This is a genomic window from Roseomonas sp. KE0001, assembly GCF_016107285.1.
In the GTDB taxonomy this organism is placed as follows: domain Bacteria; phylum Pseudomonadota; class Alphaproteobacteria; order Acetobacterales; family Acetobacteraceae; genus Pseudoroseomonas.
Genome location: NZ_RCVQ01000017.1, coordinates 12,917 through 37,675, shown reverse-complemented (window position 1 = coordinate 37,675; position 24,759 = coordinate 12,917). Strand labels below are relative to the sequence as shown.

At 65.4% G+C, this 24,759-nt stretch carries 22 protein-coding genes; 17 read left to right on the top strand and 5 right to left on the bottom strand.

All coding sequences use genetic code 11. The features are described 5' to 3' along the window. The 12 genes from D9598_RS19975 to D9598_RS19920 all read left to right on the top strand — a co-directional run. The coding region (locus D9598_RS19975) for a class II aldolase/adducin family protein (protein WP_370592093.1) at positions 1-1,100 on the top strand (1,100 nt) is incomplete at its 5' end. Between the two features lie 32 nt (positions 1,101-1,132). Continuing rightward, complete coding sequence (locus tag D9598_RS19970; RefSeq protein ID WP_198368246.1) at positions 1,133-2,800, top strand: NTP transferase domain-containing protein; 1,668 nt, start codon at positions 1,133-1,135, stop codon at positions 2,798-2,800. A 52-nt stretch (positions 2,801-2,852) separates the two neighbouring features. Then, positions 2,853-3,443, top strand: coding sequence for a phosphatidylinositol-specific phospholipase C/glycerophosphodiester phosphodiesterase family protein (locus D9598_RS19965; RefSeq protein ID WP_198368245.1), 591 nt, complete (start codon positions 2,853-2,855; stop codon positions 3,441-3,443). Continuing rightward, positions 3,434-5,551, top strand: coding sequence for a phosphoribulokinase/uridine kinase (locus D9598_RS19960; protein WP_198368244.1), 2,118 nt, complete (start codon positions 3,434-3,436; stop codon positions 5,549-5,551). Before D9598_RS19965 ends, D9598_RS19960 begins: the two co-directional genes overlap by 10 nt. 9 nt (positions 5,552-5,560) lie before the next feature. Next, on the top strand, positions 5,561-6,310 hold the full coding sequence (locus D9598_RS19955; RefSeq protein WP_198368243.1) for an HAD family hydrolase: 750 nt from the start codon (positions 5,561-5,563) through the stop codon (positions 6,308-6,310). Positions 6,311-6,349: 39 nt separating this feature from the next. Beyond that, complete coding sequence (locus D9598_RS19950; protein ID WP_198368242.1) at positions 6,350-7,474, top strand: glycosyltransferase family 2 protein; 1,125 nt, start codon at positions 6,350-6,352, stop codon at positions 7,472-7,474. Continuing rightward, positions 7,474-8,790: a hypothetical protein gene (locus tag D9598_RS19945; protein WP_198368241.1), complete on the top strand. Its 1,317-nt coding sequence runs from the start codon at positions 7,474-7,476 to the stop codon at positions 8,788-8,790. Before D9598_RS19950 ends, D9598_RS19945 begins: the two co-directional genes overlap by 1 nt. 182 nt (positions 8,791-8,972) lie before the next feature. After that, on the top strand, positions 8,973-10,586 hold the full coding sequence (locus tag D9598_RS19940) for an MBOAT family protein (RefSeq protein ID WP_198368240.1): 1,614 nt from the start codon (positions 8,973-8,975) through the stop codon (positions 10,584-10,586). A 10-nt stretch (positions 10,587-10,596) separates the two neighbouring features. Then, positions 10,597-12,522, top strand: a complete 1,926-nt coding sequence (locus D9598_RS19935; protein WP_198368239.1) for an HAD-IIIC family phosphatase — start codon at positions 10,597-10,599, stop codon at positions 12,520-12,522. Next, positions 12,519-12,767: an acyl carrier protein gene (locus tag D9598_RS19930; RefSeq protein WP_198368238.1), complete on the top strand. Its 249-nt coding sequence runs from the start codon at positions 12,519-12,521 to the stop codon at positions 12,765-12,767. Before D9598_RS19935 ends, D9598_RS19930 begins: the two co-directional genes overlap by 4 nt. Positions 12,768-12,848: 81 nt before the next feature. Continuing rightward, positions 12,849-13,811 (top strand): hypothetical protein, encoded by a 963-nt coding sequence (locus D9598_RS19925; protein WP_198368237.1) that lies wholly within the window; start codon positions 12,849-12,851, stop codon positions 13,809-13,811. Positions 13,812-13,970: 159 nt separating this feature from the next. Next, positions 13,971-14,705, top strand: a complete 735-nt coding sequence (locus D9598_RS19920) for a response regulator transcription factor (RefSeq protein ID WP_198368236.1) — start codon at positions 13,971-13,973, stop codon at positions 14,703-14,705. 240 nt (positions 14,706-14,945) lie between these two features. Here D9598_RS19920 and D9598_RS19915 read toward each other — a convergent pair whose 3' ends face one another. The 3 genes from D9598_RS19915 to D9598_RS19905 all read right to left on the bottom strand — a co-directional run bounded on the left by D9598_RS19915 (position 14,946) and on the right by D9598_RS19905 (position 16,716). Beyond that, positions 14,946-15,215, bottom strand: coding sequence for a hypothetical protein (locus D9598_RS19915; protein ID WP_198368235.1), 270 nt, complete (start codon positions 15,213-15,215; stop codon positions 14,946-14,948). Between the two features lie 28 nt (positions 15,216-15,243). Further along, positions 15,244-15,882, bottom strand: a complete 639-nt coding sequence (locus D9598_RS19910) for a ParA family protein (protein WP_198368234.1) — start codon at positions 15,880-15,882, stop codon at positions 15,244-15,246. A 72-nt stretch (positions 15,883-15,954) separates the two neighbouring features. Beyond that, entirely contained in the window at positions 15,955-16,716 is a 762-nt protein-coding gene (locus D9598_RS19905; RefSeq protein WP_198368233.1) for a recombinase family protein, read from the bottom strand. Positions 16,717-17,118: 402 nt separating this feature from the next. Here D9598_RS19905 and D9598_RS19900 point away from each other — a divergent pair, with 402 nt between their 5' ends. Together D9598_RS19900 and D9598_RS19895 are read left to right on the top strand one after the other, a co-directional pair. Then, positions 17,119-17,835, top strand: a complete 717-nt coding sequence (locus D9598_RS19900; RefSeq protein WP_198368232.1) for a sugar transferase — start codon at positions 17,119-17,121, stop codon at positions 17,833-17,835. Between the two features lie 156 nt (positions 17,836-17,991). After that, positions 17,992-19,491, top strand: coding sequence for a lipopolysaccharide biosynthesis protein (locus D9598_RS19895; RefSeq protein ID WP_198368231.1), 1,500 nt, complete (start codon positions 17,992-17,994; stop codon positions 19,489-19,491). A 29-nt stretch (positions 19,492-19,520) separates the two neighbouring features. On the opposite strand, the gene D9598_RS19890 is transcribed toward D9598_RS19895, so the two are convergent. Both D9598_RS19890 and D9598_RS19885 read right to left on the bottom strand, forming a co-directional pair. Then, positions 19,521-20,534, bottom strand: coding sequence for a glycosyltransferase family 2 protein (locus tag D9598_RS19890; protein WP_198368230.1), 1,014 nt, complete (start codon positions 20,532-20,534; stop codon positions 19,521-19,523). A 523-nt stretch (positions 20,535-21,057) separates the two neighbouring features. Beyond that, a complete protein-coding gene (locus tag D9598_RS19885) occupies positions 21,058-21,966 on the bottom strand; it encodes a glycosyltransferase family 2 protein (protein WP_198368229.1) in 909 nt (302 codons plus the stop codon). Between the two features lie 367 nt (positions 21,967-22,333). Between D9598_RS19885 and rfbF the strand changes: the two genes are divergently transcribed. The 3 genes from rfbF to rfbC are packed head-to-tail and all read left to right on the top strand — an operon-like array spanning position 22,334 to position 24,742. Beyond that, positions 22,334-23,110 carry a glucose-1-phosphate cytidylyltransferase gene (rfbF, locus tag D9598_RS19880; protein WP_198368249.1) on the top strand — a complete coding sequence of 259 codons (777 nt, stop codon included), beginning with the start codon at positions 22,334-22,336 and terminating at the stop codon, positions 23,108-23,110. Between the two features lie 7 nt (positions 23,111-23,117). Continuing rightward, positions 23,118-24,179 (top strand): NAD(P)-dependent oxidoreductase, encoded by a 1,062-nt coding sequence (locus tag D9598_RS19875; protein ID WP_198368228.1) that lies wholly within the window; start codon positions 23,118-23,120, stop codon positions 24,177-24,179. Then, positions 24,176-24,742: a dTDP-4-dehydrorhamnose 3,5-epimerase gene (rfbC, locus tag D9598_RS19870; protein ID WP_198368227.1), complete on the top strand. Its 567-nt coding sequence runs from the start codon at positions 24,176-24,178 to the stop codon at positions 24,740-24,742. Before D9598_RS19875 ends, rfbC begins: the two co-directional genes overlap by 4 nt. Positions 24,743-24,759: the final 17 nt, after the last annotated feature.

Here is a 24,759-nt window from a genome sequence, read left to right as displayed (position 1 = left end):
GTGGCGCGGACCGCCTGCCTCTCGGATTTCGCGCCATGACGCGGGAAGAGAGGGTCCGGCAACCGGACCTGGCTGCCGATCTGGCGCCCCTGGTGGCCCTTTCCGCCCGCATCGGTGCGGACCGGCACCTGATCCAGGGCGCCGGCGGCAATACCTCGCTCAAGCGCGGTGAGCGGGAGATCTGGGTCAAGGCCTCGGGCACCTGGCTGGCCCGCGCGGAGGAGAAGCCGATCTTCGTCGGTCTCGACCTGCCGCAGATCCTCCGGCGGCTGGCCGCACTGGAATCGGATCCGGCCATGCCGTCCCGTCTCGATCCGGGGGCCGTCCTGCGCCCCTCGATCGAGACGACGCTGCATGCCCTGTTGCCGCATCGCGTCGTCCTGCATGTCCATTCGGTGAATGCTCTGGCCTTCGCCGTTCGCGCCGATGGGCGGGATCGGGCGGCGGAACGGCTGAAGGGGCTGCGCTGGGCCTGGGTGCCTTACGCCAAGCCGGGCCTTCCCTTGACCCAGGCGGTGCGCTCCGTCCTGCCGGAGCGGCCGGATGTGCTGCTGCTGGCCAATCATGGCCTGGTGATCGGAGCCGAGACCACCTCGGCTGCGGCGGCGTTGCTGACGGAGGTGGAAACGCGGCTGGCCGTGACCGCGCGGTCGACGCCGCCGGCGGATCAGGCCACCCTGGCCCGCCTGGCTCGCATCGCCGAGGGCCGGTATCGCCCTGCCTGTCTGGCGGAGGCCCATGCGGCGGCGACCGACCCGGTGAGCCTGGCGATGGCCAGCCAGGGCGCCCTTTACCCGGACCATGTGGTCTTCCTGGGTCCCTCTCCCATTCCCACCTCCAGCATTTCCGAAGCCGAGTACCACTTGCGGACCTGCCGCAACCCGCAGGGGCCGGCCCTGGTCCTGGTGGCCGGCGCGGGCGCCCTGCTGCGCGCCGATCTCGGGCCGGGGGCCGAGGAGATGGCAGCCTGCCTCGGTCTCGTGCTGCCCCGGCTGGACCCGGCCGCGCCCCTGGTGTTCCTGGATGTGTCGCAGGAGGCCGAATTGCTCGACTGGGATGCCGAGAAGTACCGGCAATCCCTCAATGCGGCGTCTCTGTGATGGGGAGCGTCACGACTCTGGAGGCCCCTCGCATGCAGATCGTCATTCCGATGTCAGGATTTGGCGAGCGGTTCCGCCGCGCCGGCTACCCGGTGCCGAAGCCGCTGATCGAGGTGGATGGCAAGCCGATCATCGCGCACGTCCTGGACCTTTTTCCTGGCGAGACCGACGTCACCTTCATCTGCAATGCCGACCATCTGGCCGAGCCGGCCTACAGGATGGAAGCCATCCTGCGCGAACTCTGCCCGACCGGGCGGATTGTGCCTGTCGCGCCACACAAGCTCGGGCCGGTGCATGCCGTGCTGCAGGCGATGGACGGGCTCGATCCGGACCGGCCGGTGGTGGTCAATTACTGCGACTTCGCCTGCTTCTGGGACTGGCCGGACTTCGTCCGCTTCACGCGGGAAACCGGATGCGCCGGCGCCATCCCCGCCTATCGCGGCTTCCATCCGCATTCCCTGGGCTCGACCTACTACGCCTATCTGCGCCACCAGAACGGCTGGGTGCGGGACATCCAGGAGAAGCAGCCCTTCACCGAAGCGCCGATGGAGGAATACGCTTCCAGCGGCACCTACTATTTCGCCAGCGCCGCGCTGCTGCGGCGGGCCTGCGAGGAGACGGTCCGCCAGCAGATCTCGGTGAATGGCGAATACTATGTGAGCCTTGCCTACAAGCCGATCCTGGCCGAACGCCTACCGGTCGCCGTTTATGAACTGCAGCACTTCATGCAGTGGGGCACGCCAGCGGATCTCGAGGACTATCAGCGTTGGTCGCGCGCCTTCGCTGCCCTGGCCGGATCGCCGGAGCCGCCGGCGCAGGAAGGCTGTGTGCTGGTGCCCATGGCCGGTGCCGGGCAGCGCTTCCGCAATGCCGGCTACGACCGGCCCAAGCCGCTGATCCCCGTGTCGGGCCGGCCGATGGCCGTGCAGGCGGTGGCCGACCTGCCCAAGGCACCGCGCCGCCGTTTCATCCTGCGCCGCGACCTGCCGGGACTTGGCGAGATCACCGAAGCCCTGGCGGCCGAGGTGGCGGGATCCGAGACGGTGCTGCTCGACGGACTGACCGACGGCCAGGCGCGGACCTGCCTGGCGGGGCTGGCGGGGCTCGACCCCGACCAGCCGCTGACCATCGGCGCCTGCGACAACGGCGTGATCTTCGAGCCGGCGGAGTTTTCCGCCCTGCTGCACGGGAACGGGCCGGACGTCCTGGTCTGGGGGATACGCGGCCATTCCGCCGCCCGCCGCCGCCCGCAATCCTATGGCTGGATCGAGGCCGATGCGGAGGGACGCATCCGTCGGGTCGCGGTCAAGGAGCCGCTGGCCGATCCGGTGACCGATCCGATCGTCATCGGTGCCTTCACCTTCCGGCGCCTGCGCGACTTCGTCGCGGCGGCGGAGCGCATGATCGCCCGCGAAGCCCGGGTCAACGGCGAATTCTACATCGACACCTGCATCAACGATGCCATTGCCCTGGGCCTGGAGTGCCGCCTTTTCGAGGTGGCGCATTATCTCGGCTGGGGCACGCCGGACGAGTTGCGCAGCTTCGAGTACTGGCAGTCCTGCTTCCACAAATGGGACCGGCATCCCTATCGGCTGGAGCACGACCGGCATGTCCCGCCAGGGGCTGTCGCGGCCCTGGAGGCGCGCTATAGGGCCGTGCCTTCGCCGCGGCCGGTCCCTCTGGCCGCCCCGTCCTGGTAACCGCCCGTCCTTCTCCCCCGCGCGGGCGCGCACCGCAGACCGAGAGCAGCCGATGATCCTGATCGCCCATCGTCGCAACACGCTGGAGCAACTCGCCGCGACCCCGGCCGAATACGGTATCGAGGTCGATATCCGCAGCCAGGGGTCCAGGCTGGTCATTCATCACGACCCCTTCGTGGTCGATGCCCTGGACTTCGAGGACTGGCTTGCCGCCTATCGCCACGGCACGCTGATCCTGAACGTGAAGGAGGAAGGGCTGGAGGACCGCCTGCTCGCCCTGATGGCGGAGCGCGGCATCGAGGATTTCTTTTTCCTCGACCAATCCTTCCCCTTCCTGGTGCGCACCGCCCAGCGTGGCGAGCGCCGTTGCGCCGTGCGGGTCTCCGAGTTCGAGACGGTGGAGACCGCGCTCAGCCTGGCGGGCCGGATCGACTGGGTCTGGGTCGATTGCTTCACCCGCTTTCCGCTCGATCGGGCCTCGGCGGCGCGGCTGAAGGAGGCGGGCTTCAGGCTGTGCCTGGTCTCACCGGAATTGCAGGGCCGCACTGATCCCGCCGAGATCGCCGCGATGCGCGGCCTGCTGGCGCGGGAGGGGATCACGGCGGAGGCCGTCTGTACCAAGGTGCCCGAGCTTTGGCGCTGATTCCCGCGGATCTGCGGAGCAATCACTGGTTCCTGCTCGGCCTTCTCCTGCGGCTCGCGGCCATTCTCCTGCTGGTGCCACAGATCCAGGCGGACTGGTTCACGCCTTTCATGGTGGAGACCCTGGCGGCGCCCAGCCTGGATCCCTGGACGCAGTTCCTGCACCATGGCGATCACCCGCCGGAATTCTTCTATGGCCCGGTCATGTATCTTTTCCATGCGCCCTTCGTGGCGCTGGGGATGCTGGCCGACCATCTGGCCGGCGGCGGGATGCGCCTGGCCCAGATCGGCCTCGGTCTCAGCCTTCTGGTCGCGGATTACGCCCTGCTGCTGGTGCTGCGCCGGATGAACGAGGGCGCGGTGGATCGTGTCCTTCTCGCCTACTGGTTCTCGCCACTGGTGCTGTTCATCACCTACTGGCATGGCGACACCGATGTGGTGCCGACGCTGATGGTCGCCGGGACCCTGCTGTTGCTGCAGCAGGGCGCGCCGCGCCGTGCCGGCGCCCTGCTGGGTCTGGCGATCGCCGCCAGGATCGGCATCCTGGCGATCCTGCCCTTCCTGGCCGTCTTCCTCTGGAGCCACCGGCGGCATCGGGACACCCTGCCCCGCTTCCTGCTCGGCAGCCTGGGCGTGGCAGGGCTGCTGCTCCTGCCGCCGCTGCTCCTGTCGCCCGGCCTGCACCAGATGCTGACGAGCAATCCGCGCCTGCTGGTGGCCAATCCGGGGATGATCTCCATCCTCGACTTCGACATCATGCTGGGCGGCGGCCAGAAGCTCTACATCATGCCGATCGTCTACCTGCTCGGGCTCTATGGGGCCTGGAAGGTGGGGCGGATGAGCTTCGACCTGCTCTTTACCGTGCTGGGCGTCGCCTATCTGGTGGTCCTGCTGCTGACCCCTTCGGCGGTTGGCTGGTATCTCTGGGTGGTGCCCTTCCTGGTGGCCTACCAGATGCGGGCCGGTGAGCGGGGCTCGGCGCTGGCGGTGGCCTTCGGGCTGGCGTTCATCCTGGCGAAGCTGGTGGTGACCGTGACACCGGCCGTGCCGCTGCTCGGCCTGCCGCTGGGCTGGGGCGGCTGGATGCCTGAGGACGCCATGGCCAGCCTGCGCGTCACGTCCATCACCGCCTCGATGCTGACCGCCATTGGCGTGGTGCTGGCCCTGACCATGCTCCGCAGGGGGCTGGAGGAGAACGACTTCTTCGGCCTGTCGCAGCGGCCGCTGGCCATCGGCATCGCCGGCGACAGCGGCACCGGCAAGGACACCTTGGCCCTGGCCCTGGCCGGACTGTTCGGTGAAGGGGCCGTGACCGGCGTCTCCGGCGACGACTACCATCTCTTCGAGCGGCGCGGGAAGCTGTGGCAGGCCTTCACCCATCTCGATCCCCGGGCCAACGACCTCGAGGCCTTCACGCGCGATGCCCTGTCGCTGATCGCCTGGCGGCCGATCATGTGCCGCCACTACGACCATGCCACCGGCCTTTTCACTCCGCCGCGGCGCATCCAGGCCAGCGACGTGGTGATGGTGACCGGGCTGCACGCCCTGTATCCGGCTGCGCTGCGCGAGCGGCTGGATGTCGCGATCTATCTCGACATGGACGAGAGCCTGCGCCGCTTCTTCAAGATTCGGCGTGACGTCCAGCAGCGCGGCCACAGCCTCGACCGGGTCCTGTCCTCGATCGAGCGGCGCATGCAGGACTATGAGGCCTTCATCCGGCCGCAGCGCGAGCATGCCGATGTCGTCTTCTCCCTGCTGCCGGCCGACCCCGCCTCGCTGCAGGACATCGAGCAGGAAGGTCCGATTCCCCTGAAGCTCCGGGTCAGGATGCGCAGCGCCATCAGCCTGGACCGGCTGGCGCGCCTGCTGATCGCATTGTGCGGCGCCCAGGTCGATGTCACCCAGGCAGCCGGCATGAATGCCATGGCCGAGCTGGTCATCGATGGCAGCGACGTCCAGGCGGAGGATATCCAGTTCACCGCCCAGCAGCTGGTGCCGCATCTGGAGGAGCTGCTGGCCCGCATTCCGGCCTGGCACCCGGGCATGACAGGCATCATGCAGCTGATCACCCTGCTGCAGCTGGCCGAGCTGACGCCGAAGCGCCGCTGAGGAGGTATCATGAAGATCCTGAACGCCGAGGCCCTGCGGGAGAAGCCGCGCGCCATCCTCTTCGATCTGGACGACACCCTCTACGAATATGGCCGGCCGCATGAGCGGGCGATGGAGGCGGTCCGGAACAAGGTCGGCAAGGCACTGAAGGTGCAGCCGGCTCAATTCGACGACGCCTTCCGCCAGGCCCGGCATGAGACGAAGCGGATGCTGGGGGCGACCGCCAGCTCGCACAACCGCCTGCTCTACTTCCAGAGGATGATCGAGCTGCTGGGGCTGAACAGCCAGCCCGCCATCGCCCTTGACCTGGAACAGACCTACTGGCGCACCCTGATGACCAGCGCCCGGCTGTTTCACGGCGCGGAGGACCTTTTGATCGAGCTGCGCGCCGCCGGCCTGCCGCTGGCCCTGGTGACCGACCTGACGGCGCAGATCCAGTTCCGCAAGCTCGTCTATTTCGGCATCGATCGCTATTTCGACACCGTCGTGACCTCGGAGGAGGCCGGGGTGGACAAGTCCGGCCTCAAACCCTTCGAGATCGCCGCCGCCAAGCTGGAGCTGGAGAGGGGCGACCGGGTCTGGTTCATCGGTGATGCCGAGTGCGACGTGGTAGCCAGCAAGCAGGTCCTGAATGCCGCCACGCTCCAGAAGCTGCATGACGGCGGCAGCGGCCGCGCGGCCCATGCGGGGGTGGATGGCACCTTTCATGCCTTTCCTGCCCTGCGGGACTGGGCCAGGGGCGTCGTGGGCCGGCCCTGAATGGGCCCGATGCCGCAGCAACAGGAAAAGACCCAAGCCATGAGCGAGTTCACCGTCTCCGGCCGTGAGGATCTGTATCGGCTGAAGACGATGCGGGGTCTGTCCCGCGTGGTCATCCGCACGGAGCGGCTGATCTACCGGAACTTGATGGCGCATGCGCTGAAGTACGGCCTCTGGGCCCTGCAGCCGGGAGGCCGGCTGCTGGTGCAGGACAACTCGCCCAATGTCTTCGATCTCTGGCCCCGCTTCGTTTCCTTCAAGCTGATCCGGCAATGGACCTACAAGCTGACCGCCGGTGAGGCCGATCCCCTGCGGCTCGATACCGACAAGGGAGAGATCGAACTGGTCCGCACCCGGCCGCCGACGCCCGCGGGATGGGGCGCGGGGGTGGTCTTCTCTGGCCAGGAGGCCGAGTTGCCCCGGCTGCGCGCCTGCCTCGACGCCTTGCTGCGCCAGCCGGAACTGCGGCCGGAACAGGGGGGCGAGATCCTGGTCTGCGGCCCCTCGGGGGGCGAGGCCTGCCTCGAGGGTTACCCTCAGGTGGGCTATCTGGCTCACGACCTGCCGTCCGGCCCGCGGGTGATGATCTGCCGGAAGAAGAACGCGCTGATCCGCGCCCTGAAGGGACCTCGCATTGCCATCCTGCACAGCCGGGTGTTGCTGGCGCCCGACACGCTGCGCCATGTGCCGGAGGAGTTCGAGATCATCACGCCCCGCGTCTTCACCCAGGGCGATGGGGCGCGGGAGGATTATCTCTCCCTCGGCGTGCACGATACCGGCCTCCCGGGCCATGTGCCGCGGCTGACGCCCTCCAGCCTGCGGCGGGTGCCGGCGGAACGCTATCTGGACCTCTATGCCCGCGGTCTGCCCTATGTCGATGGCGGGCTGTTCTGCGTCCGCAAGGACGTGCACGAGCGCTGCCCGCTGAACGAGGCCGTCGCCTGGGACGAGGCGGAGGATCTGGAATGGTGCCTGCGCGCCCTGGCGGCGGGCTTCCTGATCGACCTCGCACCGCAGGCCGAAGCCGTGTCCGCCGTGGCCAAGCTGCGCGCCTCCTCCCTGCCGCCCAGGCTGACGCGGTGGCTGCGGGGCGGAAAATTCGCGGTCCAGGCCGGCCGGCACAGGTTGCGTGACCGTGCCGAGCGCTGGCTGGGGCGGCGCTGATGCTGAAGAGTGCGGCGGCGCGGAAATCCGCGACCTTCTTCCTGCTGAAGGCCACCAACACTGCCCTGGCAACGCTCTGGAGCTTCCTGCTGACCTATAGCCTGGTGCGGCAGGTCGGTCTGCACGACTACGCTTTCTTCGCGACCGTCATCGCCTTCGCCTCGCTGGTTCTGCAGGCCGATCTGGGCATCTCGCTGCGGCTCTTCGGACGGATGCGACAGAATTTCCTGCATCCCGAGAGTTCCTCCCGGCAGGAGCTTGGCAGCGCCGTCGCCGCGGCGCTGTGGAGCTATTCGGCCGCCGCCATCCTGGCGACGCTGGCCTTCGGCGTGGCGCTCTGGACGGCGGATCTCGGGCTGGCGGCTTATCGGCCGATCTATCTGCTGCTCTTCGCCGGGTCGGTTCTGCCCCTGCCCTGGATGATCCTGCGCCTCGCCGCCAATGCCTTCGATGCCTATGTGCTGACCGAGGGCATCGATTTCCTGCGCCGCCTGGTGCTGGTGCTGCTGACCGCGGCGCTGGCCTTCGGCCTGCCGCTGACGGTCTATGCCATCTGCTTCGTGCTGCTCTGGCTTTCCGGCCTGGTGGCGCTCTTCCTGGTGGCGCGGCGGCGGCTCGGCTTCCTCAGCGGGGCGCGGATCGGCCAGGGCTTCCGCGTGCTGCGGGCGGATCTGCGCGGCATCACCGCCTCCGCCGTGCTCTCCCTGTCGGAGTTCCTGATCTATATCTATCCCTACTATGTCATCCCGCTGATCTACCGGGACGCGCTGGCTCTGGTCGTCTTCGACATGTTCTACAAGGTGACCCGATTCGGCGTCACCGCCTTCCTGACCGTGGCTGAAACCATGATGCCGCATCAGACGCAGGCCTATCACGCGCACGACGTGGCCAGGCTGATGCGCTGGATCCGGCTGTCCTTCGGGCTCAGTGCCCTGCCCTTCACCGTGGGCGCCGGGATCATCTATGTCCTGGGCGACAGGTTCTTCGGCACCCTGCTGGGCCACCCCGAAGTGGTGTCGGAAAGCACGCGCATCGCCATCTGCGTCATGCTCTTCCTGATGCTGGTGCAGACGGCGAGCGGTGCCGTCCTGGCCGCCATCGGCTGGCTTGCGCCCCTGGCGCGCCGCGCCGCGCTGTCCTTCCTGGGCATGCTGATCATGACCGCAGTCGCTGCCTGGCAGAACTGGTCCATCGACGGCTTCATCATCGGCTACGTCGCAGTCTACGGCTTCGAGGCCTTCGCCTATTTCACTCTGATGCTGCACATGGTGTTGCAGGCACGGCGGAAAGCTCGGATCATCGCGGCGGCCTCATGAACGGGAAGTCATGAAATGGCAATATTTCACGAAGACAAATCGTAAAAATCCTGTGATCTTCTCCAGGCGCGCGCATATCGGATAATTTTTGAGTATTATCCAACATATGCGCCGATGCCGGACACGTTCCGGTTGGCCGGTGTGCCCCGTCCCGCTTTGCCTGCCCGAATGAAGGTCAGACCATGCTGTTCAACTCCGCAACCTTCATTCTCGGCTTCCTGCCGATCGTGCTGCTGGGCTTCTTCGTCCTGGCGGGAACGGGTCGGCAGCGCCTGGCCGGGGTCTGGCTCACGCTCGCCTCGCTGGTCTTCTACGGATGGTGGGACCCGCAATACGTGCCTCTCCTGCTGGGCAGCATGGTCGCGAACTATGTCCTGGGCGGCTATTTGCTGCGCAGGCCCTCGCGCCTCGTGCTGGTGCTGGGCATCGCCGCGAACCTGATCCTGCTGTGCTATTTCAAGTACATGGGCTTTCTGGTGGGCGCGGTCGACGATGCCTTCGGCCTGGGCTGGAGCGTGCCCAACATTGTCCTGCCCCTGGCCATCTCCTTCTTCACCTTCCAGCAGATCGCCTATCTGAGCGACGCGCATGACGGCGCCGTCGTCGAGCATGATTTCCTCAACTACTGCCTCTTCATCACCTTCTTCCCGCATCTGATCGCCGGCCCCATCACCCACCACCGGGAGATGCTGTCGCAGTTCAGCGACCCCCGAAACTTCCGGCCGCGTTTCGACAACATCTCGGTGGGCGCCACGCTCTTCCTGCTCGGCCTGTTCAAGAAGGTGGTCTTCGCCGATCCGCTGGGCGCCGATGCGGGTCCCGTCTTCGCGGCCGCCGAGGCCGGCGCGGCGCTGTCGCTGCTCGATGCCTGGAGCGGCGCGCTGAGCTACACGTTGCAGATCTATTTCGACTTCTCGGGCTACACCGATATGGCGATCGGCCTCGGCCTGCTCTTCGGCATCAGCCTGCCGCCGAACTTCGACAGCCCCTACAAGGCCCGCAACGTCATCGAGTTCTGGTCGCGCTGGCACATGACGCTGACGCGCTTCCTGACGGCCTATGTCTACAACCCGATCGTCATGCGGGTGACGCGCGCCCGCGTCGCCGCCGGCAAGCCGCTGCCCCGCCGCGGCAAGATGACCTTCGGCACCTTCATCAGCCTGGTGGCCTATCCGACCATCCTGACCATGTTCATCTCCGGCGTCTGGCATGGGGCGGGGTGGCAGTTCGTGGCCTTCGGCCTGCTGCATGGCTTCTACCTGGTGGCGGCGCATGCCTGGCGGGCGCTGAAGGTGCGCTGGGGCTGGAAGCTCGACAGCGACAGGTGGCTGCACCGCGGGGCAGCCGTCCTGCTGACCTTCCTCTGCGTCAATGTCGCCATGGTCTTCTTCCGCGCACCCAGCCTGACCGGGGCGCTCACCATGCTGGCCGGGATGGCCGGGCTGAACGGCGTGGTGGTGCCGCCGGTGATGGCCGGCCTTCCGGTGCTCTCCGGCCTGGTCGGCTTCCTCGGGCTGACCGTCGATGCCGTACCTTTCTTCAATCTGACCGATGCGGCCCTGATCGGCCTGCTCCTGGCCTTCGTCTGGACCCTGCCGAACACCCAGCAATGGATGCGGCACTATCGCACCGCGCTTGGCTGGCGCCCGCGCCAGAGCTGGCTGGAGCCCTTCCTGCCGGGCGCAACCTGGCGCCCGACGCCGGCCCTCGGCGTGGTGATCGGCCTGCTCGGCTTCTTCGCCCTGGCCCGCGCCTTCTCGGCCGCGCCGACCGAATTCCTCTACTTCCAGTTCTGAGAACGGGATCATGGATCAACTCGCCTGGCTGCCGCTCCATGCGGATCTTTCCGCCGCGATCGGCGAGGCCCGACGCCTGACCGAGCCCAGGGCCAGGCTGGCCGCGGCCATCCGGCTTTCCGGCTATCGCCGCGACTTCACCCTGACCGGGCGGATCGACCGCCTGGCTGCGGAAGGCCTGGCCGACCCGGCCGCGCCGGGCCAGCAGAGTCCGGCCCTGACGCCGCTGCGTCTCGCCATCCTGGCCTCCCACACCGTGGACCACCTCGTCCCCTCGATCCGGGTCTCCGGCCTGGGCCGCCGCCTGGCGCTCTCGGTGCATGTCGCGCCCTATGGCCTGTATCGCCAAGCCCTGCTGGGCGAGGATCCGGACCTCGCGGCCTTCGCGCCGCAACTGATCCTGCTGGCCCTTGATGCCCGGGACGCGCCCATCGACCTGCCCCTGGAAGCCGCCGAGGCCGAGGTCGTGGCCGCCGTCACCGCCCGGGTGGAGGAGCTGCGCCTGCTCTGGCGCCGGGCGCGCGAGCGTTACGGGGCGCAGGTGGTGCAACAGACCCTGGTGCCGGCCGACCCGCCGATCTTCGGTTCCTTCGAGGCGCTGGTGCCGGCGGCGCCTTATGCCGTGACCGAGCGGCTGAACACCGCCATCCGCGCTGCGGCGCGGGAGGATGGCGTGCTGTTGCTCGACCTCGCCTGGATGGCGGCGCGACAGGGCCAGGCGGCGGGGCTCGCCGATCCGGTGCGCTGGCACCAGGCGAAGCAACTGGTCAGCCCGATCCTGGCGCCGCTCTACGGCGACCTGCTGGCCCGTGTGGTCATGGCCGTGGCCGGCCTGTCGCGAAAGTGCCTGGTGCTCGATCTCGACAACACGATCTGGGGCGGCGTGATCGGCGATGACGGGCTGGACGGCATCAAGCTCGGCCAGGGCAATGCGACCGGCGAGGCCTTCCTGGCCTTCCAGCGCTATGCCGCGGCGCTCGGCCGGCGCGGCGTCATCCTGGCGGTCTGCAGCAAGAACACCCAGGAGGTGGCCGAGGAAGCCTTCGCCAGGCACCCCGAGATGGTGCTGAAGCGCGGTGACATCGCCTGCTTCATGGCCAATTGGAACGACAAGGCGGGAAATCTCCGGCAGATCGCCAGGACGCTGAACATCGGCCTCGACAGCCTGGTCTTCGTTGATGACAACCCGGCCGAGCGCGAGATCGTCCGCCGCGAACTGCCCGAGGTGGCGGTGCCCGAACTGCCTGAGGATGTGGCGAACTACCCCGAGACGGTCGCTGCCGGCGGCTATTTCGAGGCCGCCACCTTCACCGCCGACGATGCGGCGCGTAACCGCAGCTACGTGCTGAACGCCGAGCGCAAGGCGGCGCTGGACCAGGCGACGGATCTGGAAGGCTATCTGCGCAGTCTGGCCATGACCATGACGGTCAAGGAAGTGGGCGCCGGCGAACTGCCGCGCGTCACGCAGCTGATCAACAAGACCAACCAGTTCAACCTGACCACCCGCCGTTACACCGAGGTCGAGACGGAACGCTTCTCCACCGATCCGGAGACGGTGATGCTGTCGCTGCGGTTGCGCGATCGCTTCGGCGACAACGGGCTGATCAGCGTGGTGATCGCCCGCCCCGACGCCGCCCTGGCGGCCAATGAGCTGTTGATCGACACCTGGCTGATGAGTTGCCGCGTGCTCGGCCGCCAGGTCGAACAGGCGACGCTGGATGTCCTGGCCCGTGCCGCAGCCCGCAAGGGGGCCACGGCGCTGATCGGCGAGTACCGCCCGACCGCGCGCAACGGGATGGTGGCCGAGCATTATGCCCGCCTGGGCTTCGCCCCCCTTCCCGCGCCCGCCGGCGCCGAGCCGGGCGCGACCTTCTGGCGCTACGAACTGGGGGCCGCCCAGACCCTCACACATTTCATCGAAGTGGAAGCCGCATGACCGAGGCCGAGATCTATTCCGCGCTGACCGAAGTGTTTCAGGATGTCTTCGACGATGACGGCATCACCCTGACGCCCAAGACCACGGCGGCGGACGTTCCAGGCTGGGACAGCCAGGCGCATGTGAACCTGGTGGTGGCGGCGGAAGTGCGCTTCGGCGTCCGCTTCCGCACGGCCGAGCTCGAGAGCCTGCACGATGTCGGCGACTTCGTGCAGCTGATTGCCCGCAAGAAGGAAGGACGCTGAGCCATGTCGGCGCCGCCAAGGGACCAGCAGGGACCGGAGGGGGGAGAGGCCCCCGCGGTCTCGCCCCGCTACATCCTGACCGTGCTGGGCAGCGCCGCGGCGGCGCTGATGGGCTTCTACGCCATCCTCTTCACCCTGCAAGCCACCGGCAACCTGCCTCCGCCCGCCTTTTCCAACTCGCTTTGCGTCGACGAGAAGCTGGCATTTCACCGGAATCATCCGCCGCAACGATCGCCGAACCTGCTGGTGGTGGGCTCCTCCGTGGCCTGGCGCCATTTCGATGGCGAGGCGGTGATCCAGCAGGCGCCGGGCATCGCGCCGCTCAACGGCGCCTTCTGTGGGCTTGCCGCGCATCAGAGCGTCTTCGCGGCGAACTGGCTGCTGGACCGGAACCGTTCCATCCGGGAGGTGGTCATGATCGCCTCGCCGCAGGACTTCGAGAATTGCTCGAAGAGCGCGGCGGAGGTGTTCAACCGCGAGGATGCCGATGCCTATGTCTTCGCCCAGGCATCTCCCTGGCGTTTCTATCTGCGCTACTTCGCGCCGAGTTCCCTGATCCGGAACGCCATTGAGATCGCCGGCAAGCGTTCGGGCCACAACAAGGTCGATCCCCTGGTCTTCGACCGCTATGGCAGCGGTCCGCTCGACATGGAAGGCGACCGCGGCCTGTACTACAGCATGGTCCGTGGCCCCGATCCGGCCTGCTTCGCGGCCCTGAACAGCCTGGCGGTGCGCCTGCAACACGAAGGCCGGCGCCTGATGGTCGTGTCCACGCCTCTGCATCCCGACTGGAAGGCGCAAGGCGACCCGCAGGGAAAGACCCTCGCCGCCTTCCGCCGCGAGATGACCGAAAGCCTGCGCGGAACACAGGCAGAGTACTGGGATGGCGATGCGGCCCAGGTCGTGAGCCGTGAAGCCTTCTTCGACGCCATCCATATCCGCTGGTCGGCGGCCCATGACTTCTCGCGTGCCTTGGGCAAGGCTCTCAATTTGGGCAGCGGTGTGACGGCGAGCCCCATAGCGCCGATGCCGCGAGAAGGATGATGGGGCGAGGAACTCCGGAGATCCGTAAGGTTTTTTGAGAGAAATCGCACGGATAGTTTACCGACCATAAACTTACATCACCCTAAAGTGAATTTCCTTTACACCAGATATAGAATCCGCGCATGTGTACACGCATCGGTTGCATAATTGGGTGGCAGCATGCGCGTGCTTCTGGTCGAGGAAAAAGGCGGTCACTCCCTTGAGACCAAATCCTTCCTCGGAAAGGCATCCATCCTGGTGGAGCAGGTCAGCGGTGGAGAGGAAGCTCTGGAGATGCTTCGTCTCTACGAGCACGATCTGATCCTGATCGGCCCGGCGCTCTCCGATATGACCGGGACAGAAGCACTGAGGAAGTTGCGCGAGGCTCAGCTCCGGACGCCTGCGCTCCTGCTCATGGCGCCTCAGAATGCGCAGGAGAAGCTTCATGCCTTCGCGCTCGGCGCGGATGATGTGCTGATGGCGCCTTTCGATCCTGCCGAGCTTCTGGCACGGATCCAGGCGATCATTCGGCGCTCGAAGGGTCATAGCCAATCGACGCTGAAGATTGGTCCGCTCTCGCTTTGCCTGGTGTCCCAGACCGTCACGGTGTCCGGCGCAAGCATCAGCCTGACCGGCAAGGAGTATGCGATCCTGGAGCTGCTGGCCTTGCGCAAGGGGTCGGTGCTGACCAAGCAGATCTTTCTCGACCATCTTTATGGCGGTCTCGACGAACCCGAGATGAAGATTATCGACGTCTTCGTCTGCAATCTGCGCAAGAAGCTCGCCCGCGCCGGTGCGGCCAATCTGATCGAGACGGTCTGGGGGCGAGGCTATGCCCTGCGGGAACATGGTGCCATGAAGCCGCACGGCCAGGCGGCCGGCTTCGCTGCGGTGTATCAGCAGGCTGTTGCCTAGAAAGGTCAGAACCTCATGAGGTCATGAGGTGGGATCCACCAGATGAATGCCGGGAATGGCTGGCGGGCTTCGAAAGCCTGAGAGTTCTGATCTTCCAGGCCCTGGGCGAACTTGTTTCGGTATCCCTGTGGACGCCGCGGAGAGCCGAATTCCTCCGTCAAGGGCCTCCGAGGGCGGGAGAGCGCGGCACGGTCAGTCCCCTACAGCCTTTGAACCTATGAAGGTTTACAGTAAGTAAGGTCATGACCTTTTCCGGCCACTGGGCACGTTGGCCGAAACGCCGGTCAGGGGAGGCAGGCCGCGCCTGGCCAGGAGCAGGTTCCATGCCTCATGTCCAAGCTTCTGCAGGCTGAGGCCGGTATCGAGGCTGAGCTGTCGCAGGCGGTGACGATCCTCCGGCGTGACCAGCATATTGACGGGAACAATGACGGGACCGGACAGGCGGGGAGCGGCCGCGGCATCGGTCTCCGCCGGCGGCGATACCCTCTCATCCTCCTCGATGGAGGACATGACCTCAGCGAGGGACCGGCCTTTCCTGTTAGTCCGGGTCATGGGCAGTGTCCTGAATCCAGTTCCAGATGGCACGCAGCTCCGCATGGGCATCGCGCGCCGCGGCGCCCTTCATCTCCCCTACGCCCCGGCCTTCCAGCGAGGCGTCGAGATAGATGGCGCGGTCGCCCACATGGATCGGGCAGACCGGCACCGGATAGCGTGACAGGGCCGCCTTGGCGTCCCGCGCGCGCATCTCATTCTTGGCGGCGTTGATGACCAGGACGGCACGCCGGTCCAGGCGGCGAAGAATACGCAGCGTCTCCCCGACCGCTTCCAGATCGTCCGAAGAGGGACGGACAGGAACGATAACCAGATTCGCCACCCGCGCCGCTTCCGCCTCCGGTTCGGTGACCGCCGGGCGCGTGTCGATGAAGACGCTTCCTTCCTGCCGGCCAAGGGCTTTCGCCGCCATGGTCAGGCTGGTGTTGCCGAGGTCCAGCAGATCCGGCTCGGCCGGGGTGGGCTGAAGCATCTGTCGCCGCTGCCACCACTTGCCGGATGTGGCCTGCGGATCGCGGTCGATCAGCAGGCTGCGGCCGGATTCACCGGCCAGGACTGCCAATTGCCTGGCCAGCATGCTTTTGCCAGCGCCCCCCTTCTGGCTGATCAAGGCATAGATGCGCAACGGTTCACCTTCACTGCCGGAAACCTGAAGAGGACAGGACCTTATGACCTTATAAGGTTCTCTCCTTTGATCCTATCGCCTGAGCGCCTCCTCCCGCAACAGCCGGATCCTTCGGACCTGGGTGGCGGACCAGAGGCCGCGCCCCGTCGGCGTGGGGATGCCGCGCGCATTGAGCGCCTGCGCCTGGGCCTGCAGGCTGGTGGCGCCCGCTTGTCGCCCTTCCTCCAGATAGGGCCAGATCTCCGCCGCCCGAAGCGAGGCCTGCCGGCTCCGGGCCTGAGCGGCATGCCGCGCCGTTTCAGTTGTTCCGGGCCTCAGCTGAGGGTTGCCCAGCCGGACACCGCGCGCCTTGGCGACGGCGAGGGCCGCCCGTGTGCGCTGCGAAATCAGGCCAGCTTCCAACTCTGCCACCGCGGCCATCTGGGTCAGCATGAACTTGCCCACCGGCCCAGGGGGGAGGGCGGGAAGATCGCAGAAGGCGACGCCAGCCTCCCCCGCGCCCTCGACCACTTCCAGGAGGAAGCGGACGTTCCGGGTCAGCCGATCGAGTTTGGCAATCAGGAGCGTGGCCTTCTGGCGACGGCAACTGGCCATGGCCATGGCCAGTTGCGGCCGATCATTCCTGCGGCCGCTTTCCACCTCCTCAAACTCCTCCAGCACCTGCCCACCGGTCATGGCCAGATGGCGCGCCACAGAATCGCGCTGCGCCTGCAATCCCAGCCGGGTCTGGCCCTGCCGTTCCGTGGAGACCCGCAGATAGACAACGAAGCGGGGAGCGCCGTCCCTTTCCGGCCCGATTTTACGATGCCAAACCAAGGTTTGATGGTCTGTCATGACGCTAGGGCCATCAAAAGCTCCCGACGCGCGCTTTCGCGGAAGTGTGGTTTCAAAAGCTTACTCTCATGGTTTATAAGCGCCGCAGCATAGCCGCTCTGAGACGATGACGGCTTATGTGCAGACTTATGGCCCAACAGGCGAGCACAGCCTGACCAGCAGCCCAGGGACGGAATCTCCTGCCACCGCGGACCAAGGGATCAGAACACGCAGAGAACACAACTTTAGCGTGTATACAAAAAGCGCGAATGTCTTGAATTGGCTGTGGGACTCTCAGAACACAAACTGTTGAGAGACATTCCAGCAATAAATTCAAAATTAATCTTCATGCCGCGGGCTCTGTGTGTATTTTGAGACGTAAGCGTTTGAATGCCGCTGGCCGCTTGTAACCGGAGTTGCGCCATGACTCATACGAATTGGCCACACAATATTCGTATGCAGAACTCGACAGAGCTGCATATTGATCATGCCGAGTCCTATGGTCTGGCCAAGTCAATCAGCCCAAGCTGGCATTATTCTGCCAAGCGTTTCCTTGATATCATTCTGTCGTCTTTTGCAATTATTGTCCTTTCGCCAGCATTCCTGCTGATTGCGCTCGCGGTCTGTCTGGATGGTGGTCCGGCGGTGTTTGGCCATTCGCGGGTCGGCAAGGGGGGGCGAAGCTTTCGTTGCCTGAAGTTCCGCAGCATGGTCCCCAATGCGGCGGCCGTGCTGCAAGATCTGCTGGTGAACAATCCGGAAGCCGCTCAGATGTGGGCGACCTCCCGGAAGCTGCCGCGCGATCCGCGCGTCACGCGGATTGGGAAGTTCCTTCGCGCGACCAGCCTGGATGAGTTGCCCCAGCTCTTCAACGTGCTGCGGGGGGAGATGAGTCTGGTGGGCCCCCGCCCGGTGGTGCAGGAGGAGTTGACGGACCATTATGGCGTTGCCGCGGTCTGCTATCTCGCCGTCCGTCCGGGCATCACGGGTCTGTGGCAGATCAGCGGCCGTAGCGACACCACTTATGCCGAGCGCGTTGCCCTCGACTGCCGTTACGTGCGCGAGTTCTCCCTCTGGCAGGATCTGCGGATCCTGCTGCAGACCGTGCCTGCGGTCTTGGTCCGGCGCGGCGCCTACTAGAGCGGCGTCCGACCGGACAACTTGTTCTGATCGAGGCTTGCCCTGGTCGCAGGACTGCCCGCAGAGGGCATGCCGCGGCCCTGTGGCTGTTCGAGATGCCTGCAGGTTTCGCAACCGGCGGAAGCAGCACGGCGTGAAGGGTGCTGAGGGCCTGTCATGATTGCGCGCAATGTGCTTGCCAACCTCTCCGGTATGGCCGTCTCCCTCGCCGTGCAGGCAGGCATCGCTTTCGGCGGCTACCGTCTGGCAGGGGCCGAGCAGTATGGCCTGATTGGCTTCTTCGCGGTTCTGCTGACGGCGGCTGCCATCTTCGATGCTGGCCTCGGCCAGACGGTGACGCGTCTGGTGGCGCGAAACCAGGTTGAGAACCCTTCCGGGACCGGCAGCCTGGTCTTCAACTTCACGCTGATCTACACAGGACTTGCCGTCGTCCTGGCTCTGGCCATCTGGCTGCTTTCGCCATGGATCGCCGCCTATTGGCTACGGCCGCAGCATATCACCCCTGGCGAAGTGCAGTGGGCCATCACCCTGATGGGTGTCGGCATCGCTGTCCAACGGCTGCGCGGCATCTTCCAGGCGACGCTGGAAGGGCTGGAGCGGCAGGTCCTGTGCAATCTCCTCCTGATCGGCACAGGCCTCCTGCGCCTCGGCCTCGGGCTCGGCGCGCTCGCCTTCGTCGCCCCGACGGCAGAAGCCTTTTTCTGGAGCCAGATCGCGGCCAGCCTGGTGGAGACGACATCCTTCGCGATCGCAGTTGGCCGCAACGTTCCATCTTCCTTCGGCCGGCAGCGTCTGGAGATGGATCTGATCTGGCGCACCATGCGCTTCGCCGTGGCGAACATGGCTTCCGCGGCCACCGGAACGATGGTGCAGATTGCCGACTCCCTGGTGATCAGCGCTGTCCTGCCGCTGTCGGTCTTCGGGACCTACTCGCTGGTCGCCACCATGTGCTCCGCCATGGTGCGGCTGACCACGCCATTGATCACCGCCGCCTTTCCCCGCATGTCAGCCTATGTCAGTGCCGAGCGTGGTGCCGAGTTGCGGGAGTTGTTCTTCTCGATCTCGCAGGCAACCTTCGTGCTAATGCTGACGGCCACGGGGGCCCTGGTTTTCTTCGGCGGCGCCTTTCTGGAGCTGTTGAGCGGCAACCCGTCCGCCGGGCGTGACTTCGCGCCGGTCCTGGCGATCCTGGCCATCGCCTATGCGCTGGGCGGTCTGTGCCGCCCCTCCCATGCGCTTCAGATGGCGGAAGGCGATCCCGTGACCGCCTTGAAGATCAACCTGATCTGCGGCGCCTTCTATCTGCCCGCCATCCTGCTGCTGACGCCCCTCTATGGCGTTGTCCTGCCGGCGGTCTGCCTGGCCGCCACCAATCTGCTGGCCTTCTTTCTGTTCACCCGGACCGCTTTCCGCCAAAGGCTGCGTGGCCAGGCGCTGCATTGGGTCAGTGTCAGCGTCCTGCCCCAATTGCTCGTCATTGCGGTCTGCTATGAGCTGGCAAGGCTGCCCCTGGAGGCCTTCGCGTCCTTGCCGGCGCGCCTCATCACGGCCGTTGCGGCCTCTGGCATCGCGCTGCTGGCCGGCGTCCTGGCCAGCAATGCCTTGCGCCCCCATCTGCTGGCCTTGCCGCGCCGGATGACCGGCCAGCAGGCCTGAGAGTCCGTTTGAGAATGGCCGCCTGTTGATCAGGATTGCGGTTGCCGGCGCAGGGCGCCTTTGTGGCGGAACAGGCTGCGCAGGAATCCCCATCCCCAGGCCAGATGCATCGTCATCGCGGCGGGGCCGGCGGCCAGCAACGAGGCCTTGCCGGTGCGCCACGCCATCCAGGCCCCCCATCCCAGGCAAAGGCCGGCATAGGCGAGGGGCAGGAGAAGAGCGGCCGGAAACCAGGGGGCGATGAGCAGCCCCATCACACTCCCCAGCAAGGCGATGACGGGCGCCATCTGCCGCGGCTTGGGTGTCAGGTGATGCTTGACCAGGGTTCGCGCCCTGCCGCCGCCATGCCGCATATACTGCCGGGCCAGGGACAGAAGGTCCTTGCGCGGAAAGTACGTGATCGGAGCCTCGGCGCAGAGCCAGATGCGACCACCGGCTGCGATCGCCCGATGATCCAACTCCGCATCCTCGTTGTGGGTGAAGCTTTCGTCGTAGCCTCCGATGGACAGGAAGAAGTCACGGTCAAAGGCGGCATGATGCCCGTGTTCGACCCACTGCGACGCCGGTCGGATGCGGTGGGCCGAGCCGCCATTTCCGAAGCGACTGTTCTGCGCCGCGGCGATGGCCTCCTGCATGGCGCCATTTCCGGCGGTGATCATGGGCACCACCACCGAGGTCGCCCGCTGCTCCTGAAGTGCGGTGACGACGCGTTGCAGGAAGTCAGCCGGATACCAGGCATGGGCATCGGCGCGGAGCAGGATCCTGCTTTCGGGCGATGCGACACGGGCGGCCAGATTGACGGCGGCGGATTGCAGGCGGGCAGGGTTGTGAAGCAGGCGGATGTGCGGATGCTTCCGCTGCATCTCCTCAACGATTTCGCAGGTGCGATCCGTGCTACCGCCGTCGAGAACCAGGATTTCGCCCTGCTGCGGATCCAGTTGGACCAGAAGGGAGGAAAGACAGGCGGTGATATAGTGTTCTTCATTCAGGACGGGGACAGCGATGCTGACAAAGGGACGTCCCGTCCCCGATGGGCTGTGCATTACGCCCTGGCTCCTGCATGAAAATGGTCACGTCAAACCAATGCAGACGCCACTTTACAAGGCCTACCTCAGGAAATTAAGGCCGCTTCTTCAAGAAAGTACAGGAAGGAGCGCCGAAACTACCTGAAGAAGAATCCGAATATCCCTGCCCATATCAGCAAGGAGAAGGCGAAGCCGATCAAGATCCCTCTTGCGGGCGAAGATTCGGATTCCGCCGTATCTTCCAGGTCCGGGAAGTTTACTTCCAGGCTATGACTCTGATTCTGCCGCGTCAGCTGGGTAGGCGACTGCGATATCAGCGACATGATCCCGCCTCTTTCATATCGAGATCTTCATACGGGGATATTGGCAGCGGCCAGGGGTTTTCACCCCGGCAATTGCACTTCTCGCATGAATATCTCGAGGAAAGACAGTAGCGCCGACGGAGCGTATCAGGAAGAAGATTCGACCATTTGGCGAGTGGTATAAATCGTAAGCCTACCTTTGGTTTAAGTCGAGCCTGTAACCGGTCCAATAGGAGGAGTTAGCCGCTGATCTCCAGCCGCCCGGGCTTGCGCAGACGAAGCCTGCTCCTTTCCAGGGCGGAGAGACCTTTGACCAGCGGCGCCACGGCCGGAACACGGTACTTTGCATACATCAGGGATTGAATCATGTTCCGGCGAAGCACCCGGGCGCGGCAGGCCTGCCACAATTCCGGCGGCAGCTTTCGCCGCAGAACCTGCATCATCCCCAGGTGCGGCATCCAGCGGTGCAGGCGGCGCGGCTCCTTGCGGACCAGGGTCCGATGATAGTGGTCCTCGCTATGATCCTCGCGCGCCAGCAGAATTTCCGGCAACTCAAGATGCTCACCCTCGAGCAGGTTGAGGGCCATGACGATCCAGTCATAGCCGAAGACATCGATATCCTCGGGGAAGCTGCGCTTCAGCGGCTCAGTGCGGAAGACACCATAGAAGCGGGATACCTCGCCAGGATCCCAGAAGAAGCGGACCAGGCGCTCCCGGGCATCGCCCTGCAGCGGGTAGGTGCCGTTGGAGAGGGCGCGGCTGCCGTCCACGGAGACCATGGCGACCCGGGAGGTGCTGGCCACGGCCCCGGGATTTGCCAGAAGGTTGTGCAGGTTGCGCTCGGCGAATTCGGGCTCCCAGATGTCGTCATGGCAGGCCCACATGAAATAGGGCGTATCGGCCTGCATGAGGACAAAGCGGAAGTTGCCGCAAATTCCCAGGTTCTTTTCCTGAGCATGAACGATGACACGGGGGTCGCGCTCGGCATAGGCGCGGCAGATCTCGAGCGTGTCGTCGGTCGAGCAATTGTCGGAAATGACCAGCTTGATGTCGCTGTGGGTCTGCGCCAGCAAGGAATCAATCGCGACCCTGATCTGATCACCCCCGTTGCGGACGGGCATACCGATGGTGATCTGAGTCTTGTCCATGCTGCTGCTCATCGTTGTACCCGGGTAGGCCCGGGTGGAAGGGGCGAGACCGAAGTCCTTATAACTTACTCTCTCTCGCTTTTTTGCGACGCATACAAGCGAAAGGCGAATGCATTTTCGGGATTGTGAAGCCGGTAAGAGAAACGAGCCGCCAGCTTGGCCGCCACCCCAAGGAGGGGCCGGCCAGGGCCGCGTGGAACGCGCCAATCTCAACATTGTCATTTTAAATAAAAAAGCTTTTTTGCAATTTTTACGCATCGCGTCGTGAGCTGTACAAATTTGTACGCGCGCCGCAGATTTGGGCAACCTCTCCGGGTCGCAGATCCTGTGGCTCCTCAACCTTCCTGTGGTCGCAAGGGCGTCGAAGATGAAAGCGGTAATCCTGGCTGGTGGACTGGGTACTCGGCTCGCAGAAGAGACCAGCATCAGGCCAAAGCCAATGGTTGAGATCGGCGGGCGCCCGATCCTTTGGCATATCATGAAAATCTACAGCGCTCATGGCATCAATGATTTCATTGTCTGCCTCGGATACCGCGGGAACGTCATTAAAGAGTATTTTAAAAACTATTTCATGTATATGTCTGATGTCACCTTCGACTTCGAGAGGAACTCCATGGAGGTGCACAACGCCCGGGCGGAACCCTGGCGTGTGACGCTGGTCGAAACGGGCGAGAACAGCATGACCGGTGGCCGGATCAAGCGGATCCTGCCCTATGTGGCCAATGAGGAAGCCTTCTGCCTGACCTATGGTGATGGTGTCGGCGATGTCGATATCACCGCGACCATCGCGTTGCACAGGCAGGAAGGCCGCCTGGCGACGCTGACGGCGACCCAGCCCGCCGGTCGCTTCGGCGCCCTCAGCCTGGAAGGCAACCGCGTCAAGGCCTTCAAGGAGAAGATCCAGGGCGATGGCGGCTTCATCAATGGCGGTTATTTCGTGCTGAGCCCGAAGGTTGGCGAGTATATCGAGGGCGACGACACGGTCTGGGAGGACGCGCCGATCGAGCGCCTGGTGGCTGACAACCAGATGTCGGTCTATCAGCATCACGGTTTCTGGCATCCGATGGACACAATTCGCGACCGCAGTCATCTGGAAGGCCTCTGGGCCTCTGGCAAGGCTCCCTGGCGCGTGTGGAAGGGCTGAACACCCAATGCGTATCCTGATCACCGGCAATATGGGCTATGTCGGCCCCGTCGTCGTGGCGCGTCTGCGCGAGACATTTCCGGAAGCCTATCTCGTCGGCCATGATACCGGCTGGTTCGGCCATTGCCTGACCACCCGCGATCCGCTGCCCGAAACCCTGCTGAATGAGCAGCGCTTCGGCGATGTCCGCGACATCACCACGGAAGATCTGCGGGGCTTCGATGCGGTGGTGCATCTGGCCGCCATTTCGAACGATCCGATGGGGCAGCGCTTCGAGGCGGTGACGGACGAGATCAACCACCGAGCCAGCGTCAAGGTCGCCAAGGCGGCGGCGGAAGCCGGTGTCGGCCATTTCGTCTTCGCCTCGAGCTGCAGCGTCTATGGCTTCGCCTCCGAGGGCCGCGCCCGGGTGGAAAGCGACACGCTCAACCCCCTGACGGCCTATGCCCGGTCCAAGATCGCGACCGAGGACTCCCTCCGCGCGCTCGACAACAGCGGCATGGTCATCAGCTGCCTGCGCTTCGCGACCGCCTGCGGCATGTCGCCGCGGCTGCGTCTGGACCTGGTGCTGAATGATTTCGTCGCCGGCGCCCTGGCCAATGGCGAAGTCAGCGTGCTCAGCGATGGCACGCCCTGGCGGCCGCTGATCCATGTGCGCGACATGGCGCGAGCCATCGAATGGGCCGTGCAGCGCTCGCCGGACAATGGCGGCAAGTTCCTGACCGTCAATGTCGGCTCGGCACGCTGGAATTATCAGGTGCGGGATCTGGCGGAGGCGGTTGGCCGGGCTCTTCCGGAGGCCAAGGTTTCCATCGCGACCGAGGCCCCCCCGGACAAGCGCTCCTACAAGGTCGACTTCTCGCTTTACGCGGAACTCGCCCCGGACCATCAGCCGCAGGAGACGCTGGACGGCGCCATCGCCGAATTGCGGGACCGGCTGAAGGAGCAGGGCTTCGCCGATCGCGACTACCGCAAGTCGCCGGCCATCCGCCTGGTGACGCTGGAGCGGCACATCAATTCCGGCTCGGTGAACGAGAATCTGGAGCAGCGTCACCGGGTGCCGGCATGATCTTCAGCAAGACCCCGCTGCAGGACGCCTATGTGATCGAGATCGAGCCGCGGCACGACGACCGCGGCTTCTTCGCCCGGGCCTTCTGCGAGGACGAGTTCGCCAAAGCGGGGCTGGTCAGCCGCTACGCTCAGGTGAACAACTCCCTGAGCCTCCGCAAGGGCACGCTGCGCGGCATGCATTACCAGCTTCCGCCGGCCGCGGAGGTGAAGCTGGTGCGCTGCCTTCAGGGTGCGCTGTTCGACGTCATCGTCGATCTGCGCCCCGGCTCACCCAGCGAGGGGAAGTGGTTCGGCGTCGAGCTGAGCGCCGAGAACCGCAAGATGCTCTATGTCCCCCGGGGCTTCGCGCATGGTTTCATCACCCTGCGCGACAACACCGAAGCCTTCTACATGGTCAGCGACCCCTATATGCCCGGCGGTGAGCGTGGCCTGCGCTACAACGATCCGCATCTCGGCATCGAGTGGCCGCTGCAGCCGGAGATCGCCTCCGAGAAGGACCTCAACTGGCCGGCCTTCGATCCCGACTTCCACGGGGTCGAGCAACTGCGCGGCCTGCGCTAGGCGCTGAGAGAACCATC